This window comes from Streptomyces sp. NPDC015127 (assembly GCF_043080095.1).
Taxonomy (GTDB): Bacteria; Actinomycetota; Actinomycetes; order Streptomycetales; family Streptomycetaceae; genus Streptomyces.
In genome coordinates, this window is sequence record NZ_JBIBVE010000008.1 from 185,983 (window position 1) to 205,038 (window position 19,056).

19 protein-coding genes are annotated in these 19,056 nt (G+C 69.6%); all 19 read right to left on the bottom strand.

The genetic code is table 11. The annotated features are described in order from the left end of the window. Window positions 1-16: 16 nt before the first annotated feature. Window positions 17-463, bottom strand: a complete 447-nt coding sequence (locus ACF08N_RS17705; RefSeq protein ID WP_392325534.1) for a DUF2550 domain-containing protein — start codon at window positions 461-463, stop codon at window positions 17-19. A gap of 129 nt (window positions 464-592) precedes the next feature. Continuing rightward, the gene (locus tag ACF08N_RS17710; RefSeq protein ID WP_392325535.1) at window positions 593-967 is read right to left on the bottom strand and encodes a F0F1 ATP synthase subunit epsilon; all 375 of its coding nucleotides are present in this window, start codon (window positions 965-967) and stop codon (window positions 593-595) included. A gap of 196 nt (window positions 968-1,163) precedes the next feature. Beyond that, window positions 1,164-2,606, bottom strand: a complete 1,443-nt coding sequence (atpD, locus tag ACF08N_RS17715) for a F0F1 ATP synthase subunit beta (protein ID WP_392325536.1) — start codon at window positions 2,604-2,606, stop codon at window positions 1,164-1,166. Then, entirely contained in the window at window positions 2,606-3,523 is a 918-nt protein-coding gene (locus ACF08N_RS17720; protein ID WP_392325537.1) for a F0F1 ATP synthase subunit gamma, read from the bottom strand. Before ACF08N_RS17720 ends, atpD begins: the two co-directional genes overlap by 1 nt. A gap of 20 nt (window positions 3,524-3,543) precedes the next feature. Then, window positions 3,544-5,142 (bottom strand): F0F1 ATP synthase subunit alpha, encoded by a 1,599-nt coding sequence (gene atpA, locus ACF08N_RS17725; RefSeq protein ID WP_392325538.1) that lies wholly within the window; start codon window positions 5,140-5,142, stop codon window positions 3,544-3,546. A 137-nt stretch (window positions 5,143-5,279) separates the two neighbouring features. Then, window positions 5,280-6,095, bottom strand: coding sequence for a F0F1 ATP synthase subunit delta (locus ACF08N_RS17730; protein WP_392325539.1), 816 nt, complete (start codon window positions 6,093-6,095; stop codon window positions 5,280-5,282). After that, a complete protein-coding gene (locus ACF08N_RS17735) occupies window positions 6,092-6,640 on the bottom strand; it encodes a F0F1 ATP synthase subunit B (RefSeq protein ID WP_392325540.1) in 549 nt (182 codons plus the stop codon). The genes ACF08N_RS17730 and ACF08N_RS17735 overlap by 4 nt, the downstream gene beginning before the upstream one ends. Window positions 6,641-6,678: 38 nt before the next feature. Continuing rightward, window positions 6,679-6,915 (bottom strand): ATP synthase F0 subunit C, encoded by a 237-nt coding sequence (gene atpE / locus ACF08N_RS17740; RefSeq protein ID WP_307708312.1) that lies wholly within the window; start codon window positions 6,913-6,915, stop codon window positions 6,679-6,681. 75 nt (window positions 6,916-6,990) lie between these two features. Next, on the bottom strand, window positions 6,991-7,761 hold the full coding sequence (atpB, locus tag ACF08N_RS17745) for a F0F1 ATP synthase subunit A (RefSeq protein WP_392325701.1): 771 nt from the start codon (window positions 7,759-7,761) through the stop codon (window positions 6,991-6,993). Window positions 7,762-8,035: 274 nt separating this feature from the next. Further along, window positions 8,036-8,473 (bottom strand): hypothetical protein, encoded by a 438-nt coding sequence (locus ACF08N_RS17750; RefSeq protein ID WP_392325541.1) that lies wholly within the window; start codon window positions 8,471-8,473, stop codon window positions 8,036-8,038. Window positions 8,474-8,895: 422 nt separating this feature from the next. Then, entirely contained in the window at window positions 8,896-10,236 is a 1,341-nt protein-coding gene (locus tag ACF08N_RS17755; RefSeq protein WP_392325542.1) for an MraY family glycosyltransferase, read from the bottom strand. A 101-nt stretch (window positions 10,237-10,337) separates the two neighbouring features. Further along, window positions 10,338-11,597, bottom strand: a complete 1,260-nt coding sequence (gene glyA, locus ACF08N_RS17760) for a serine hydroxymethyltransferase (protein WP_392325543.1) — start codon at window positions 11,595-11,597, stop codon at window positions 10,338-10,340. A 128-nt stretch (window positions 11,598-11,725) separates the two neighbouring features. Further along, complete coding sequence (locus ACF08N_RS17765; RefSeq protein ID WP_392325544.1) at window positions 11,726-12,376, bottom strand: protein-tyrosine-phosphatase; 651 nt, start codon at window positions 12,374-12,376, stop codon at window positions 11,726-11,728. Between the two features lie 28 nt (window positions 12,377-12,404). Next, complete coding sequence (locus ACF08N_RS17770; protein ID WP_392325545.1) at window positions 12,405-13,052, bottom strand: L-threonylcarbamoyladenylate synthase; 648 nt, start codon at window positions 13,050-13,052, stop codon at window positions 12,405-12,407. 139 nt (window positions 13,053-13,191) lie between these two features. Then, window positions 13,192-14,037, bottom strand: a complete 846-nt coding sequence (gene prmC / locus ACF08N_RS17775; RefSeq protein ID WP_392325546.1) for a peptide chain release factor N(5)-glutamine methyltransferase — start codon at window positions 14,035-14,037, stop codon at window positions 13,192-13,194. 41 nt (window positions 14,038-14,078) lie between these two features. Further along, window positions 14,079-15,158, bottom strand: a complete 1,080-nt coding sequence (gene prfA, locus ACF08N_RS17780; RefSeq protein WP_392325547.1) for a peptide chain release factor 1 — start codon at window positions 15,156-15,158, stop codon at window positions 14,079-14,081. A 108-nt stretch (window positions 15,159-15,266) separates the two neighbouring features. Further along, entirely contained in the window at window positions 15,267-15,491 is a 225-nt protein-coding gene (gene rpmE, locus ACF08N_RS17785) for a 50S ribosomal protein L31 (RefSeq protein ID WP_264247201.1), read from the bottom strand. A 220-nt stretch (window positions 15,492-15,711) separates the two neighbouring features. Further along, on the bottom strand, window positions 15,712-16,818 hold the full coding sequence (locus ACF08N_RS17790) for an LCP family protein (protein WP_392325548.1): 1,107 nt from the start codon (window positions 16,816-16,818) through the stop codon (window positions 15,712-15,714). A gap of 188 nt (window positions 16,819-17,006) precedes the next feature. Further along, window positions 17,007-19,016, bottom strand: a complete 2,010-nt coding sequence (gene rho, locus ACF08N_RS17795; protein ID WP_392325549.1) for a transcription termination factor Rho — start codon at window positions 19,014-19,016, stop codon at window positions 17,007-17,009. Between the last annotated feature and the right edge of the window lie 40 nt (window positions 19,017-19,056).

The following is a 19,056-nucleotide window of genomic DNA, read 5'->3' on the forward strand; positions in this document are numbered from 1 at the left end:
GCCCCCAACCCGTGGTTCAGGCAACATTCACTCTTTGCCCGGGCGGTGCCGCCTCCAGCCAGGCGAGGAAGCCGGTGAGCGCGTCCTCGCTCATCGCCAGCTCCAGTCGGGTGCCGCGGTGCAGGCAGCCGAGCACGATCGAGTCCGACAGCAGCGCCAGCTCCTCCTCGCTGTCCGGCGTACGCCGGGCGAGCACCTCGATCGCCGAGCGCTCCAGGGTGCGCCGGGGACGGGGGGCGTACGAGAAGACCCTGAACCACTCGATCCGGTCACCGCTGTAGCGGGCGACGCCGTACACCCAGCCCTTGCTGGACGCATCGCCCTGCTCCGGGACGTTCCACCGCAGGCTGCAGTCGAAGGTGCCGCCGGAGCGCTGGATCAGGCGTCTGCGCAGACCGAAGACCAAGAGCGCGACCACTACCAGTAGGACGACCAGGCCGCTCACAAGAAGAGCGAGGAACATCTCCACCGACCTCCTCGCATCGTCCCGTAATACCGAATACCACGTGCACCTGCATCGCCTCAGCCGCGGCACGGTCTGGAGGAGCTCCAGCCCGGGCCGCGGCTGAGGGACAAATCTGACGGCGGTGCGCTAGTGCGCCGCCACCGCGCGCAGCCGGACCTCGGCACGACGCTCGGCGGCGGCGTCCGTCTCCGACTTGGCGCGCTCCAGCGCACGCTCGGCGCGCTGGACATCGATCTCGTCCGCCAGCTCGGCGATCTCCGCCAGCAGCGACAGCTTGTTGTCGGCGAAGGAGATGAATCCGCCGTGAACGGCGGCGACGACGGTGCCGCCCTCGCTCGTGCGGATGGTCACCGGGCCCGACTCCAGCACACCGAGCAGCGGCTGGTGACCGGGCATGACGCCGATGTCGCCGGACGTGGTGCGCGCGACGACCAGGGTGGCCTCGCCGGACCAGACACTGCGGTCCGCGGCGACCAGCTCGACGTGCAGCTCAGCAGCCAAGGTTGGCTCCTCGGGTCACCACCCGGCGGTACTGCCGGGTGTTGGGTCATAAGTCTAGTAGGGCTCGGGACGCCGGAGCGTCCCGGCCCGCCCCGGCTCAGGGGCCGGGCGTCCGGGGGTTGCCCCCCGGACGGTGCAGCACGGGGCGTGGCGAAGGGGACGGGACGCGCCCGCCCCCTTCGACGAGTCCGGGGACTCAGGAGACGCCGAGCTCCTTGGCGTTCTTCTTCAGGTCCTCGAGACCACCGCACATGAAGAAGGCCTGCTCGGGGAAGTGGTCGTACTCACCGTCGCAGATCGCGTTGAACGCGGCGATCGACTCGTCGAGCGGCACGTCCGAACCGTCCACGCCGGTGAACTGCTTCGCCGCGTGGGTGTTCTGGGACAGGAAGCGCTCGACACGACGGGCACGGTGGACAACGAGCTTGTCCTCCTCGCCCAGCTCGTCGATACCGAGGATCGCGATGATGTCCTGGAGGTCCTTGTACTTCTGCAGGATGCCCTTGACGCGCATGGCGGCGTCGTAGTGGTCCTGCGCGATGTAGCGCGGGTCCAGGATGCGGGACGTGGAGTCCAGCGGGTCCACCGCGGGGTAGATGCCCTTCTCGGAGATCGGACGGGAGAGAACCGTCGTCGCGTCGAGGTGGGCGAAGGTGGTCGCCGGCGCCGGGTCGGTCAGGTCGTCCGCGGGGACGTAGATCGCCTGCATCGAGGTGATCGAGTGACCGCGGGTCGAGGTGATGCGCTCCTGGAGCAGACCCATCTCGTCCGCCAGGTTCGGCTGGTAACCCACCGCGGACGGCATACGGCCGAGCAGGGTGGACACCTCGGAACCGGCCTGGGTGAACCGGAAGATGTTGTCGATGAAGAAGAGCACGTCCTGCTTCTGCACATCGCGGAAGTACTCCGCCATGGTCAGACCGGCCAGGGCGACGCGCAGACGGGTGCCCGGGGGCTCGTCCATCTGTCCGAAGACCAGAGCGGTCTTGTCCAGAACGCCGGACTCCTCCATCTCCGCGATCAGGTCGTTGCCCTCACGCGTACGCTCACCGACACCCGCGAAGACGGAAACGCCCTCGTGGAGGTTGGCGACACGCATGATCATTTCCTGGATCAGAACGGTCTTGCCGACACCGGCACCACCGAACAGACCGATCTTTCCACCCTTGACGTACGGGGTGAGAAGGTCGACGACCTTCAGGCCGGTCTCGAACATCTCGGTCTTGGACTCGAGCTGGTCGAAGGCCGGGGCCTTGCGGTGGATCGGCCAGCGCTCACCGACGTTGGCGTTCTCCTCGGGAACGTTCAGCACCTCACCGAGGGTGTTGAACACCTTGCCCTTGGTGAAGTCACCGACGGGAACGCTGATGCCGGCGCCCGTGTCGGTCACCGGGGCCTGGCGGACCAGACCGTCGGTGGGCTGCATCGAGATGGTGCGGACGATGCCCTCACCGAGGTGCTGGGCGACCTCGAGCGTCAGCGTCTTCTTCTCGCCCTCGAGGGCCGGGTCGGCAACCTCGACGTGCAGCGCGTTGTAGATCTCCGGCATCGCGTCGACGGGGAACTCCACGTCGACGACCGGGCCGATGACCCGGGCGACGCGGCCCGTGGCGGCGGCCGTCTCAACAGTGGTCGTCATTACTTGTCACTCCCCGCGGTCGCGTCGGCCAGGGCACTGGAGCCACCGACGATCTCGCTGATTTCCTGGGTGATTTCGGCCTGGCGGGCCGCGTTGGCAAGTCGGGAGAGCGTGTTGATCAGCTCGCCCGCGTTGTCGGTCGCCGACTTCATTGCCCGGCGGCGGGCCGCGTGCTCGGAGGCAGCGGCCTGCAGCAGGGCGTTGTAGATACGGCTCTCGACGTAGCGCGGCAGGAGGGCGTCGAGGACGTCCTCCGCCGACGGCTCGAAGTCGAACAGCGGAAGGATCTCGCCCTTCCCCGTCGTCTCCTCCGCGGCCTCATCGAGGCTGAGCGGCAGCATCCGGCGGTCGACGGGCGTCTGCGTCAGCATCGACACGAATTCCGTGAAGACGATGTGCAGCTCGTCGACGCCGCCCTCCGCGGTGTCCAGCTGGACAGCCTCGATGAGCGGAGCCGCGACCTTCTTGGCGTCCGCGTAGGACGGGCTGTCCGTGAAGCCGGTCCACTGGTCGGCGACCTTGCGCTCACGGAAGCCGTAGTAGGCGACACCCTTGCGGCCGACGATGTACGTGTCGACCTCCTTGCCCTCGCCGCGGAGCCGCTCGGTGAGCCGGTCCGCCGCCTTGATGGCGTTGGAGGAGTAGCCGCCGGCCAGACCGCGGTCGCTCGTGACGAGCAGAACCGCGGCACGGGCCGGGTTGTCCGCCTCCGTGGTCAGAGGGTGCTTGGTGTTCGATCCGGTCGCCACCGCCGTGACCGCGCGGGTGAGCTCGGTCGCGTACGGCGTGGAGGCCGTCACCTTGCGCTGCGCCTTGACGATGCGCGAGGCGGCGATCATCTCCATCGCCTTGGTGATCTTCTTCGTCGCGGTGACGGACCGGATGCGACGCTTGTAGACCCGGAGCTGCGCTCCCATGAGTCAGGTCCCTTCCGTCGTCACTTGGAGACGTTGACGGCGGCCGGGGCGTCCTCGCCGAGCAGCTTGCCGTCGAAGGTCTCGAACTGCTTCTTGAAGTCCGCGATGGAGTCCGCGACCTTGGTCAGGGTGTCGTCCGACATCTTCGCGCCCTCGCGGATCGACGTCATCAGACCGCCCTCCTCACGGTGGAGGTACTCCAGCAGCTCGCGCTCGAAGCGGCGGATGTCCTGCACCGGGACGTCGTCCATCCGGCCGGTGGTGCCGGCCCAGATGGAGACGACCTGGTCCTCGGTCGCCATCGGCTGGTACTGCGGCTGCTTCAGCAGCTCGACCATGCGCTTACCGCGCTCCAGCGAGGCCTTGGACGCGGCGTCCAGGTCCGAACCGAAGGCGGCGAACGCCTCCAGCTCACGGAACTGGGCGAGGTCCACGCGCAGACGGCCGGAGACCTGGCGCATCGCCTTGTGCTGGGCGGAGCCACCGACACGGGAGACCGAGATACCGACGTTCAGGGCCGGACGCTGGCCGGCGTTGAACAGGTCGGACTCCAGGAAGCACTGGCCGTCGGTGATGGAGATGACGTTGGTCGGGATGAACGCCGACACGTCGTTCGCCTTGGTCTCGACGATCGGCAGACCGGTCATCGAACCGGCGCCCATGTCGTCGGAGAGCTTGGCGCAGCGCTCCAGCAGACGCGAGTGCAGGTAGAAGACGTCACCCGGGTAGGCCTCACGGCCCGGCGGGCGGCGCAGCAGCAGGGACACGGCGCGGTAGGCGTCGGCCTGCTTCGAGAGGTCGTCGAAGATGATGAGGACGTGCTTGCCCTCGTACATCCACTGCTGACCGATGGCCGAACCGGTGTAGGGGGCGAGGTACTTGAAGCCCGCCGGGTCGGACGCCGGGGCGGCGACGATCGTCGTGTACTCGAGCGCGCCGGCCTCTTCCAGGGCGCCGCGCACGGACGCGATGGTCGAGCCCTTCTGGCCGATGGCGACGTAGATGCAGCGGACCTGCTTCTTCGGGTCGCCGGTGCGCCAGTTGTCGCGCTGGTTGATGATCGTGTCGACGGCCAGCGCGGTCTTGCCGGTCTGACGGTCGCCGATGATCAGCTGACGCTGGCCACGGCCGATCGGGGTCATCGCGTCGACGGCCTTGTAGCCCGTCTCCATCGGCTCGTGGACCGACTTGCGCTGCATGACCGTGGGGGCCTGCAGCTCGAGGGCGCGGCGGCCCGAGGTCGCGATCTCGCCGAGACCGTCGATCGGGGTGCCGAGCGGGTCGACGACGCGACCCAGGTATCCCTCGCCGACACCGACGGAGAGGACCTCACCGGTGCGGGTGACCGGCTGCCCCTCCTCGATACCGCTGAACTCACCGAGGACGATCGCACCGATCTCGCGCTCCTCGAGGTTGAGGGCGAGACCGAGGGTGCCGTCCTCGAACTTCAGCAGCTCGTTCGCCATGGCCGAGGGAAGACCCTCGACCTTCGCGATACCGTCGCCGGCCAGGCTGACCGTGCCGACCTCCTCGCGCGAGGCCGCGTCCGGCTGGTACGACTGGACAAAGTTCTCCAGCGCGTCCCGGATCTCCTCCGGCCGGATCGTGAGCTCCGCCATCTGGGTTCCCTGCTCTCCTTGTTGGGCCCGAAGTTTCTTTGGGGGTCTGGGGGCCGACCCCCAGGAATCTTCTGCAATCTCTGCACGGCCCAACCGGGCCGCTGGTCTTGCCAATTCAGTTGTGCGGCTGAGCCGTGTCAGCCGGCGATCCGACGCTTGGCCTCGTCGAGCCGCTCCGCGATCGTGCCGTTGATGACCTCGTCACCGACGCGCACCGAGATCCCGCCGAGGACCTCGGGGTCCACTTCGAGATTCAGGTGCATCTCGCGGCCGTACATCCGCGCCAGACCGGCGCCGAGGCGCTGCTTCTGCGCCTCGGTCAGCGGCACCGCGGAGGTGACGACGGCGACCATCCGGTTCCGGCGCGCCGCGGCGAGCTTGGAGAGGGACTCGAGTCCCGCTTCCAGGCTACGTCCCCGCGGGTGCGTGACGAGACGGACGACCAGACGCTCGGTGACCTGCTCGGCCTTGCCGCCGAGCAGGCTGCTCAGCAGCTCGCCCTTTGCGGCGGCGGTCGCGGACCGGTCGGTCAGCGCGGACCGCAGCTCGGTGCTGGACGAAAGGATCCGGCCGAACCGGAACAGCTCGTCCTCGACGTTGTCGAGCGCACCGGTCCGCTGCGCCGCCGTGAGGTCTGCGGTGTTCGCCAGCTCCTCCAGCGCGTCGACCAGGTCGCGCGACTGCGACCAGCGGGACCGGACCATGCCCTTGACCAGGTCGGCGGTCTCGCCGCTCACCTGGCCGCCGAGCACACGGCCCGCCAGCTCGGCCTTCGCCTCGCCGGCCTGCGCCGGGTCGGTCAGGACCCGACGCAGCGACACCTCACGGTCGAGCAGCGCGGTGACGGCAGCCAGCTCGCCGGCGAGCTTCGCCGCGTCGACCGACGTGTTGTCGGTCAGCGCGTCGAGGGACTCGTGCGCGGCGGCCAGCGCCTCGCGGCTGGCTCCGTTCATCGTGCGACCTCGGCCTTCGCCTCGAGCTCGTCGAGGAAGCGGTCGATGGTGCGGCTCTGCCGGGCGTGGTCCGCGAGGGACTCGCCGACGAGCTTGCCGGCCAGGTCGGTGGCGAGCTTGCCCACGTCCTGACGCAGCGCCGAGGCTGCTGCCTTGCGGTCGGCCTCGATCTGGGCGTGGCCGGCCGCGATGATCTCCTCACGCTGCCGCTGGCCTTCCGCCTTCATCTCAGCGATGATCGCGGTGCCCTGCTCGGTGGCTTCCTGGCGCAGCCGTGCGGCCTCGTGGCGGGCCTCGGCGAGCTGGGCCTTGTACTGCTCCAGGACGCTTTCGGCCTCGATCTTGGCCGCGTCGGCCTTCTCCATGCCGCCTTCGATGGCCTCGCGACGCTCTTCGAGAACACGGTTGATGTTCGGGAGGAGCTTCTTCGAGAGGAAGAAGAAGACGATGGCGAAGGCGATCAGGCCGACGAGCAGCTCGGGACCCGGAGGAACGAGCGGGCTCTGCTCCTCCTCGGCCGCCAGCTGAACGATGTTGGCGATCACATCAGTGCCTTTCGTCGAAATGTGTCAGTAGCTGTGAATTAGCGACCGAACACGAACGGCATAACGATGCCGATCAGGGCGAGCGCCTCACAGAAGGCGAAACCCAGGATCTGGTTGGCACGGATCAGGCCGGCGGCCTCGGGCTGACGGGCCAGGGCCTGCGTGCCGTTACCGAAGACAATGCCGACACCGATGCCGGGGCCGATCGCGGCGAGGCCGTAGCCGATGGAGCCGAGCGAACCGGTGACCTGAGCGAGGGTCTCAGTGGCAGCCATGCTGATTCTTCCTTTTCTTTACGGACCGGTGGGGGTTGGCCACCGGACGTCTGGTGTGGTGCGGGCGGGTTTGGCTCAGTGGTGCTCGGCGAGAGCGCCCTGAATGTAGGTGCAGGCCAGGAGGACGAAGACGTACGCCTGGACGGCCTGCACGAAGAGTTCGAAAGCGATCATGGCCATGGTCATCACGAACGAGACGCCGGCGGCCGGGATCAGGAAGCTGTTCAGCAGGTACCAGGAGGCGACGGTGAACATCACCAGCATCAGGTGACCGGCGAACATGTTGGCGAACAGTCGCACCGCGTGCGTGAACGGGCGGACGAGCAGGTTCGAGAAGAGCTCGATGAACGAGACGAGCCACTTGATCGGACCGAGCGAGTTGTCGTAGCCGGTGATGTTCTTCCAGCCGCCGACGAAGCCGTGACGCTTGAAGGTCAGCGACACCCAGAGCACGTAGACGATCAGCGCGAGCACGATCGGGTACGCGATGATCGACGACACCGGGAACTGCGCCAGCGGGATCACGGACCAGATGTTCATGATCCAGACGAAGAAAAAGATCGAGACCATCAGCGGGACGTACTTCTCGCCCTCGCGCTTGCCGAGCGTCTCGTAGACGATGCCGCGGCGTACGAAGTCGTAGCCCGCCTCACCGATCATCTGGAGCTTGCCCGGGACGACCTTCGCCTTCCCGAAAGCCATCGTGAAGAAGGTGACGACGACCAACGTGGTGATCAGCGCGAGCAGCATCACCTTGTTGAACTCGAAGCCGCCAACGGTGAAGATCGGCTGGAAGAGGAAGGAGTGCAGGCCCGGCGCCGGAAAGCCACAGCCGTTGTCGGCCATGATGCGGCAGCTCCAGTCAAAGGCGAGCGTGGTCTGTTCAGCACTCACCGCGGGCTCCTTCGGCGTGACGCATGGGTTCGGCAACCTCGTTGTGTCGGAGCGGCGCGCAGCCGCGAGTCGGCACCGGACTGGTGTTTCGGATGTGGGGGCGGCTCTCAGGCATCAAAGCCTCGCGTTCGAGCAGGCGTCAGCTCGGATGCCCGCGCCCGCAGTGCCGCAGTTGGCATCGGACGATAGCAGGGTCCCGAACGGGCGTTTATCCCGGCCCTACCTGTCACGTCGAGGACCCCGTCTTCTCGCCCTGACGGGAATCGGACGGCTCGGGATCGACGTAGAGGATCTTGGCCTTCATGTGTGCGCGGGCCTGAGCCGCCACCCAGACGAGCGTGGCCGCGACCAGCGTCACAGCGAAGGCCTTGGGGTGGAACAGCGTCGTGTCCTTGAAAGCGGCGACGAAGATGAACAGCACGAGCAGCTGCGTCGTGTAGAGCATCAGGCCCATCGCCTGGAAGAGCTGCGGGAACTGCTTCGCGGTCCGCTGCAGGACGAGAACGCCGATCCCCATGAAGAGGATGACCACCAGCGCGGCGACGCCCGCGCCCAGCGCACCCTTTCCACCGGCGACCACCCCACTGATCACAGCGGCGATCACGCCGGCGGCAGCGGTGGGCAGGACGGTGGGAAGGAGTGAGCGTGCGTCGTTGGACGGCATGGCGGCAGCTCCGCTTGCTGGTGGGGGCAAAGTGGTGTCGTCATGGACGAGCGTAGGCCCGGTCCCGAAATGGGCCTCGGGGGCCAACGGACCGTCGCACTACGGTCCTTCGGCGCTGTCTCCGGGTCTCGTGAACGGTATCACAAACTATTTGATGAGGTCTTTACCCAGAGGTGTGCCAACTCTCACACATGAGAGTGACGCCGCGCGTGTGTGCGGGACAAAACAGCACACTAGGTGCTAATGGACCGCCTGCACGTGGCCGCCCCCGGCTTTCACCGAAACGAGCGTCTCCCCCATCGCCCTGATCCACACGTCGGGAGACCGGACAGCGGGTGTCGGGAGACCGGATATCGACGCCTCGGGCGCCGCGCGAACCGCTCGTGCGGACCACGCTCGTGCGGACCGCTGGTGCCGAGCGCTCAGCGCGACGTGCCCGCGCTGTCGCGCTCGCGGAAGCGCGAGCGGCCGCCGATCGCCGTCGCCCCGTTCGCACCGCTCACGCCCACACCCACCGGGACCCTCGCCTCGTCCCCGTCGTACGACGGGACCGAGGCGCCGTGCGGCGTCGTGAACGCGGGCCTCTTCGCCGGCCTGCGGCGGCGGTAGCGCGGCGGGACGAACGACTCGGCCCACCGCGGCGCCCTCGGCGTGAAGCGGGGCAGGAGCAGCAGCACCAGGCCCACCGCGCTCAGGACCACGATCAGCAGCACGATCCACATCGACGCCGAGTGCACCGAGTACGCCACCGTGCCGAACGCGATCAGCGCCGACCAGAAGTACATGATCAGCACCGCGCGGCTGTGGGAGTGGCCGATCTCCAGCAGGCGGTGGTGGAGGTGTCCGCGGTCCGCCGCGAACGGCGACTGGCCGCGCCACGTCCGGCGCACGATCGCCAGCAGCAGGTCCGCGACCGGCAGCGCCGTGATCGTCAGAGGCAGCAGCAGCGGGATGAAGACCGGGAGCATCGCGTGCGTGGCCGCACGCTCGCCGCCCACGAAGATCCCCAGCCGGTCGGGGTCGACCTGGCCCGTGATGGAGATCGCGCCGGCCGCCAGCACCAGGCCGATCAGCATCGAGCCCGAGTCGCCCATGAAGATCCGCGCGGGGTGCATGTTGTGCGGCAGGAAGCCGAGGCACATGCCCATCAGGATCGCGGCGAACAGGGTCGCGGGAGCGGCGGACTCGATCCCGTAGCCGTACCAGAGACGGTAGGCGTACATGAAGAACGCGCCGGAGGTGATGCACACCATGCCGGCCGCGAGCCCGTCGAGGCCGTCCACGAAGTTGACCGCGTTGATGGTGATGACCACCAGCGCGACCGTCAGCAGATTGCCCTGCCACGCGGTCAGCGAGACGGTGCCGACGCCCGGCACCGGGATCCACAGGATGGTCAGACCCTGCACGACCATCACGCCGGCGGCGATCATCTGCCCGCCGAGCTTGATCAACGCGTCGATCTCGAACTTGTCGTCGAGGACCCCGATCAGCCAGATCAGGGCCGCGCCCGACAACAGCGCCCGGGGTTCGTTCGACAGCTCGAAGACGTCGTTGAGGTTCGCCAGATGGTCCGCGAAGAGCAGCCCCGCGCACAGGCCGCCGAACATGGCGATGCCGCCGAGCCGCGGTGTCGGTTCCCGGTGCACGTCACGCGCACGGATCTCCGGCATCGCGCCGGCGGCGATGGCGAACTTCCGCACCGGTCCGGTCAGCAGATAAGTCACTGCGACCGTGACACAGAGCGTCAGCAGGTACTCGCGCACTGATTCCCCATGTGTTGGACGACGCGCCGCTCCACACCTTAAGACATAGGACGACGGGGCACGGCCGACAGTTGCACGGCCTGCACAGCCCCTGCGCGCCGTCAGCGCGGGTACGGCGGGAAGCTCCCGGTCAGCTCCCGTACCTGATCGAGTACCCGGCCGTCCTCCTGAATCGCCTGCGCGAACAGCGACGCGATCCGCGCCATCTCGGGGCGGCCCATGCCCTGCGTGGTGACCGCTGCCGTCCCCAGCCGGATGCCGCGGCCGTCCCCGTACGGCAGGGCGCACGTGTCGAGGACCATGCCGGCGGCGGCGAGCCGGCCGCGCGCGGTGCGGCCGTCGACGCCGAGAGCGGCCGGGTCCGCGCCGACGATGTGCGTGTCCGTGCCGCCGGTCAGGACCGCGAAGCCCTCGGCGGCGAGGCCGTCGGCCAGCGCCCTGGCGTTGGCGATCACCTGATGGGTGTACGCCCGGTACGCGGGTGTCGCCGCCTCGCCGAAGGCGACCGCCTTGGCCGCGATCGTGTGCATCTGCGCGCCGCTCTGGGTGAACGGGAACACCGCCCGGTCGATGCGGTCGGCCAGCTCGGCCCCGCACAGGATCATGCCGCCGCGCGGGCCGCGCAGGACCTTGTGCGTGGTGGCGCAGACGACGTCGGCGTACGGGAGCGGGCTGGGCGCCGCGCCGCCCGCGACGAGCCCGATGGGGTGCGCCGCGTCGGCGATCAGGTAGGCGCCCGCCTCGTCGGCGATCTCACGGAAGGCCGCGTAGTCGGGGTGGCGCGGGTAGGAGATCGAGCCGCAGACGATCGCCTTGGGCCGGTGCTGGCGGGCCAGGTGGCGCACCTGGTCGTAGTCGATCAGTCCGGTCTCGGCGTCGACGCCGTACGCGACGAAGTCGAACCAGCGGCCCGAGAAGTTCGCCCGCGAGCCGTGCGTGAGGTGCCCGCCGTACGGCAGCCCCATCGCGAGGACGGTGTCGCCGGGCCTGAGCAGGGCCGCGTACGCCGCGAGGACCGCCGAAGAGCCCGAGTGCGGCTGGACGTTGGCGTGTTCGGCGCCGAACAGGGCCATGGCCCGCTCGACGGCCAGCCGTTCGGCGGCGTCGACGAACTCGCAGCCGCCGTGGTGGCGGGCCCCCGGGTAGCCCTCGGCGTACTTGTTGGCGAGGGGCGAGCCGAGGGCCGCGAGGACCGCGGGCGAGGTGAAGTTCTCCGCCGCGATGAGCTGCAGCGCGGTGGCCTGGCGCTGCGCCTCGCCGTAGAGGATGTCGGCCGCCTGCGGATCCTGGCGGCGCAGCGCCTCGAAGGACGGGCTGTCGTAGACGGCCGGTACGGAACGCACTTCAGGGGTTACGGACATGACGGCTCCGGTCATCGGCGAGGAGCTGCGGCTCCTCCAATGTAGGACCGGGGCGGGGTGCGCGCGCGGTGTACGGCCGAGCCGGTACTCCCGCGGCCGCGGCACCCGGTGCCGCGGCGCACCGGATGTCAGGCCCGCGACTCCACACCCGTCAGCGCGGTCACCACGGGGTCCAGCGCCTGGTGGATCTCGTCGCCGATCGAGCGGAAGAACGTGATCGGGGCGCCGTACGGGTCGAACACCTCGTCCGCGTCGGGGCTCGGCGCCAGCAGCCACCCGCGTAGAGCCGCGGCCGCGCGCACCAGCGCACGCGCGCGCTCGACCACGCCGTCCTCCCGCGGGTCGGGCAGCGTGGCCGGGTCGATCGCCCGGACGAGCCGGGTGAACTCCTTGAGCGTGAAGGTCCGCAGGCCCGCCGAGTGCCCCATCGAGATCACCTGGGCGCGGTGGTCGCGGGTCGCGGTGAGGACCAGGTCCGCGCGGATCACGTGCTCGTCGAGCAGTTCGCGGCCCACGAAGCCGCTGGCGTCCGCGCCGAAGTCCGCGAGGACGATCTCGGCGTTGGCCTCCATCGGGGCACCCTCGTGGCCCCAGGTGCCGGCGCTCTCCACGATGAGGCCGCCGGTGAGGGGGTCGCCGAGGCGGTCGCTCAGGGCATGGCGGGTCAGCCGCTCGGTGATGGGCGAGCGGCAGACGTTGCCGGTGCTGACGTGAAGGATGCGGAAGGTCGACGCCGTTCTGCCGGACTCCGCTATGCCACGCCCCTCAGGCGCGGTCACCGGGCCCGTCCTCGGATGTTCGCTCGTGTCACGGAGCCACCTCGAGGTCGGGTACGACCTTGCGGAGCTCGTCCGCCGAGAGCGCTCCCTCGCGCAGCAGGACCGGGACCTTGCCGGTGACGTCGACGATGGAGGACGGCACGATGCCCGGGGTCGGGCCGCCGTCCAGGTAGACGGAGACCGAGTCGCCGAGCATCTCCTGCGCGGCGTCGCAGTCCTCGGGCGAGGGGTGTCCCGTGAGGTTGGCGCTGGAGACCGCCATCGGGCCCACCTCGGTGAGCAGTTCGATGGCGACCGGGTGCAGCGGCATCCGGATCGCGACGGTGCCCCGGGTGTCGCCGAGGTCCCACTGCAGCGACGGCTGGTGCTTGGCGACGAGCGTCAGCGCGCCCGGCCAGAAGGCGTCGACGAGCTCCCACGCCTGCTCGGAGAAGTCCGTGACGAGGCCGTGCAGGGTGTTCGGGGAGCCGATGAGGACGGGCGTGGGCATGTTGCGGCCGCGCCCCTTGGCCTCCAGCAGGTCGGCAACGGCCTCGGAGGTGAAGGCGTCGGCGCCGATCCCGTACACGGTGTCGGTGGGCAGCACGACGAGCTCGCCGCGGCGCACCGCGGAGGCGGCTTCGCGCAGCCCGGTGGCGCGGTCCGTCGCGTCGTTGCAGTCGTATCGCCGAGCCATCAGCGGGCCTCCCTGTTCATGGTCACTCGGTTCTTCTCCGGGGCGCCGAAGACCCCGCCTCCGGTCGAGCGTGCTCGGTCGCACCCGCCGCGGTGGCCGCGGGTGCGGCACAGCCCTCGCGCGCTCGGGGTCGGCGCCCTCATGGCATGGCCTTGCGTGCGGTCGCGAACCGCGGCCGGTTGTTCAGGTCGGGGTGGTCGGCGGCGTCGGCCCAGCCGGATTCCTCGTTGAAGATCCACGGCACCTGGCCGCCCTGGGTGTCGGCGTGCTCCACGACGACGAGACCGCCCGGCCGCAGCAGCCGGTGCGCGGTGCGCTCGATGCCGCGGATGGTGTCCAGGCCGTCCTCGCCGGAGAACAGGGCCATCTGCGGGTCGTGGTCGCGCGCCTCGGGGGCGACGTACTCCCACTCGGTGAGCGGGATGTAGGGCGGGTTGGAGATGACCAGGTCGACCTGGCCGTCGAGCTCGGGGAGAGCGGTGAGGGCGTCGCCCTGGTGGACGGTGACCCTGGACCCCTCGGCGTTCTTGCGCGTCCACGTCAGGGCGTCGTCGGACAGCTCCACGGCGTGCACGCGCGAGCGCGGCACCTCCTGCGCCATGGCCAGGGCGATCGCGCCCGAGCCGGTGCACAGGTCGACGATGAGGGGCTCGACGACGTCCATGGCCCGTACGGCCTCTATGGCCCAGCCGACGACCGACTCGGTCTCGGGCCGGGGTACGAAGACACCGGGCCCGACCTGGAGCTCCAGGTAGCGGAAGAACGCCCGTCCGGTGATGTGCTGCAGCGGCTCGCGGGCCTCGCGGCGCGCGACGGCCTCCCAGTAACGGGCGTCGAAGTCCGCGTCCTTGACGTTGTGGAGCTCTCCGCGCTTCACACCGTGGACATAAGCGGCCAGCTCCTCCGCGTCGAAGCGCGGCGACGGCACGCCGGCATCGGCCAGCCGCTGGGTGGCCTGGGCCACCTCGGCAAGCAGCAGGTTCACGCGCCCACCCTTCCTGTGACGCTCGTGGGACTGATCGCGGCCTACTGCGCGGCCGCGAGCTTGGCCGCGGAGTCCGCGTCGACGCACGCCTGGATGACGGCGTCGAGGTCCCCGTCGAGCACCTGGTCCAAGTTGTACGCCTTGAACCCGACGCGGTGGTCCGAGATCCGGTTTTCCGGGAAGTTGTACGTCCGGATCTTCTCGGACCGGTCGACGGTTCGGACCTGGCTGCGGCGGGCGTCCGCCGCCTCCTTCTCCGCCTCCTCCTGCGCGGCCGCGAGCAGCCTGGAGCGCAGGATACGCATCGCCTGCTCCTTGTTCTGGAGCTGGCTCTTCTCGTTCTGGCAGGAGGCGACGATGCCGGTCGGCAGGTGCGTGATGCGCACGGCGGAGTCGGTCGTGTTCACGGACTGGCCGCCGGGGCCCGAGGAGCGGTAGACGTCGATCCGCAGGTCGTTCGCGTGGATCTCGACGTCGATCTCCTCGGCCTCGGGCGTGACGAGCACACCGGCCGCGGAGGTGTGGATACGGCCCTGGGACTCGGTGGCGGGCACGCGCTGCACGCGGTGCACACCGCCCTCGTACTTCAGCCGCGCCCACACGCCCTGGCCGGGCTCGGTCGCGCCCTGGCCGCCCTTGGTCTTGACGGCGACCTGGACGTCCTTGTAGCCGCCCAGCTCGGACTCGGTCGCGTCGATGATCTCGGTCTTCCAGCCGACGCGCTCCGCGTAGCGCAGGTACATGCGCAGCAGGTCGCCCGCGAACAGGGCGGACTCGTCGCCGCCCGCGCCCGCCTTGACCTCGAGGATGACGTCCTTGTCGTCGCTCGGGTCGCGCGGGACGAGCAGCAGCCGCAGCTTCTCCGTGAGCTCCTCGCGCTGCTTCTCCAGCACCTTCACCTCGGCGGCGAAGTCGGGATCGTCCTGGGCGAACTCACGAGCCGTCTCGATGTCCTCACCGGCCTGCTTCCAGGAGCGGTACGTGCCGACGATCGGCGTCAGCTCGGCGTAGCGCTTGTTCAGCTTGCGCGCGTTCGCCTGGTCCGCGTGGACCGAAGGGTCGGCGAGCTTCTTCTCGAGATCGGCGTGCTCGCCGATCAGTTCCTCGACCGCCTCGAACATCTTCGGGCTCCTGGTTCCGTACACGTGGGGTGGCTGCTGCTCAGAACGGACAAAGCGCCGGTCCCGGCCGCCCCCGAGAGGGCAGCCGGCGACCGGCGCAGTGGCTCGCTACTTCTTGGCGGAGCCGGCAGCCTTGCCGAAGCGGGCCTCGAAGCGGGCCACACGGCCACCGGTGTCGAGGATCTTCTGCTTGCCCGTGTAGAACGGGTGGCACTCGGAGCAGACCTCGGCGCGGATGTTGCCGCTCTCGATCGTGCTACGGGTGGTGAACGACGCACCGCAGGTGCAGCTGACCTGGGTCTCGACGTACTCGGGGTGGATGTCGCGCTTCAAGGTGTCTCCTAGATTCGGGAGGGCACCGGGTCGTACGTGCGGATTGCTCGTACGTGAACCGGGGCCGACGTACCAGTCTGCCAGGACCGGCCGTATCTCCCAAAACCGGGGTGTGCCCCGAAGTATTCCGGGGCGCCTTCGCGGGTACGGATGGCTCTTACGGGCACCTGCCGTGCCGGAGACGCTACCGAGCGCACCATCCGACGGCCGTTTCGCCGTGCTACCCGCCGCTCACCACGCCGGCGGCCTCGCCCTGGTCGCCGGCGGAGTCCGCGAGCGCGGCGGCCGGGATCGGCTTGTCCTGCTTGAGCGCGCGCCACACCTGCGTGGCGCCCGTCTCGACCGGGACGACGCGGTTGGGGTCGAGCGGGTCGTAGCGGACCGGCATGGTGACCATGTGGACGTCGTCGGCGCCGAGGGCGCTCAGGCCCCGGGCGAAGCCGGCCAGCTCGTTGACCGAGTCGAGTTCGGAGTCCGGCGTGATCGCCTTGCTGCCGGTGTCGGCGAGGTCCAGGAGCTTCTTCGGGTTGCTGAAGACGCCGACGTCCTTGACCTGCTCGATGAACGCCTTCATGAACGCCTGCTGGAGCTGGATGCGCCCCAGGTCGCTGCCGTCGCCGAGGCTCTTGCGGGTGCGCACCAGGCCGAGGGACTGCTCGCCGTCGAGCGTGTGGGTGCCGGGCGGGAGGCTCAGGTGGCTCTTGGGGTCGTCGATGGGCCGCGTCGTGGTGATCTCGACGCCGCCGAGCTCGTCGATCAGCTTCGTGAAGCCGGTGAAGTCGACCTCGATGTAGTGGTCCATGCGGATGCCGGACATCTTCTCGACGGTCTTGACGGCGCAGGCAGGGCCGCCGACCTCGTACGCCGTGTTGAACATCGCGCGCGCGGCGGCGGGGTGTGCGGTGCCCTTGGCGTCGGTGCACTCGGGCCGCTCGACGAGGGTGTCGCGGGGTATGGAGACCACGCTGGCCTTCTTGTGGCCCTGGTATACGTGCACGACCATCGCGGTGTCGGAGCGCGCGGCGCCCTCGTCCGTGCCGTACGCGCTGTTCGCCCCGGCGCGGGAGTCGGAGCCGAGGACCAGGATGTCCATGGAGCCGTTGTCGATGTTCTTCGGCCGGTCGGTGCCGAGGGCCTGGTTGATGTCGACGCCGTCGAGGTTTCCGTTGACCTTGATGTAGACGTAGCCGAGGCCGGAGCCGCCGACGAGGACGAGGGCCGCCGCCGACCACGCCGCGGCCGTCCACAGCCTGCTGCCCGTCGAGGGCGGCTTGCGGCGCTGCCCGCCGCCGCCTATACGGCCGCCGCCGCTGCTCGTGTCGGTCATGGTCTCCTCGGCTCTGTCGGACCGCTGCCCCTGAGGTGACAGACGGTGAAGCGCCCGAAAGGGTTGCACGGCCGTCTGAGAAGTCCCTGAGAACGACGTGTGCCCACCGCGCGGATCGCACGGTGGGCACAGGGGCCGAACGGTGCCGGGGCCCGTGACCGGGCCCCGGCTGCCGTGGCGAAGATCTCTCAGTCGTTGCCGTTGCCGACGCCGGGAGTGGTCTTCTGGATCTGGAGCAGGAACTCGCCGTTCGACTTCGTCTGCTTCATCTTGTCGAGCAGCAGCTCGATCGCCTGCTGCTGGTCCAGCGCGTGCAGCACGCGGCGCAGCTTCCAGGTGACGGAGAGCTCGTCGCTGCCGAGCAGGATTTCTTCCTTACGGGTGCTGGACGCGTCCACGTCCACCGCCGGGAAGATGCGCTTGTCGGAGAGCTTTCGGTCGAGCTTGAGCTCCATGTTGCCGGTGCCCTTGAACTCCTCGAAGATCACCTCGTCCATTCGCGAGCCGGTCTCGACAAGGGCGGTGGCCAGGATCGTAAGAGACCCGCCGTCCTCGATGTTGCGCGCGGCACCGAAGAAGCGCTTCGGCGGGTACAGCGCGGTCGAGTCGACACCACCGGACAGGATGCGCCCGGAGGCCGGGGCCGCCAGGTTGTACGCACGGCCCAGACGCGTGATCGAGTCGAGCAGGACGACCACGTCGTGGCCCAGCTCCACCAGGCGCTTGGCGCGCTCGATGGCCAGCTCGGCGACCGTGGTGTGGTCCTCGGCCGGGCGGTCGAAGGTCGAGGAGATGACCTCACCCTTGACCGACCGCTGCATGTCGGTGACCTCTTCCGGACGCTCGTCGACGAGGACGACCATCAGGTGGCACTCGGGGCTGTTGTGGGTGATCGCGTTGGCGATCGCCTGAAGGATCATGGTCTTGCCGGTCTTCGGCGGGGCCACGATCAGACCGCGCTGGCCCTTACCGATCGGCGACACGAGGTCGATGATGCGGGTGGTCAGCACGCCCGGGTCGGTCTCCAGGCGCATCCGGTCCTGCGGGTACAGCGGGGTCAGCTTGTTGAACTCGGGGCGGCCGCGGCCCGATTCGGGCGCCATGCCGTTGACCGAGTCGAGGCGGACCAGCGCGTTGAACTTCTCGCGGCGCTCGCCCTCCTTGGGCTGGCGCACGGCACCGGTGACGTGGTCGCCCTTGCGCAGGCCGTTCTTGCGGACCTGGGCGAGGGAGACGTACACGTCGTTCGGGCCGGGCAGGTAGCCGGAGGTCCGGATGAACGCGTAGTTGTCGAGGATGTCCAGGATGCCCGCGACGGGGATCAGGACGTCGTCCTCGGACACCTGCGGCTCGCCGCTCGCGAAGTCGTCACGGCCACGGCGGCCGCGACGGTCGCGGTAGCGGCCACGGCGCCCGCGCCGGCCGCCGCCGTCCTCGTCGAAGTCGTCCTGCGGGCCGCCGCCCTGCGGGCCCTGCTGGCCGCCCTGGCGCTGCTGGCGCTGGCCGCCCTGCTGGTCGTCGCCCTTGCCGCGGCGGTCGCGCTGACGCTCACCACGGTCGCGGCGCTCACCGCGCTGGCCCCGCTCCTGGCGGTCCCGGCGGCCCTCGCCGTCCTGGGTGGCGACGGCGGTCTCGGCCTTGGCGTCGGCCTGCGGCTCGGTCCTGACGTCGGTCTTGACGTCGACGGCCGTGTCGGCGCGCGCCTCGGTGCGCGTGTCGGGGCTGCCCGCCTGCGCGGTGGCACGGCGACGGCGGCGCTCACCGGCCGGCTGGTCGTCGCTGGCCGGCTGTCCCGGGATCTCGATCTGCTGCTGGGCAACGGCCTTCTCGGCCTTGTCCGCCTTCTCCTCGGCCGGGGCGGCGGACTCGTCGCCCGTACGCGCCTTGGAGGTGGTGCGGCGCTTCGGCTTCGCCGGCGCCTCGCCGGTGGCGGCCTCGGCGCTCTTGGCCGGGGAGGCCCCGGAGCCGGCCTGCGCCTCCTTGATGACCTCGATCAGCTGGCTCTTGCGCATCCGCGCGGTGCCCCTGATGCCGAGGCCGGACGCGACCTGCTGCAGCTCGGCCAGGACCATGCCCTCGAGGCCGGTGCCGGAGCGGCGGCGCCGTGCGGTGGTGCCGGAGGCAGCACCTGCGGCGGGCGCGGCGGTGTCGACGTTGTTGTCGGCAGTCACGCCCATCAGATCGGTGGTGTCGCTCACGAAGGGTCCTTCCCTGGAGCGGACGTCGGCCTTCTGGCTC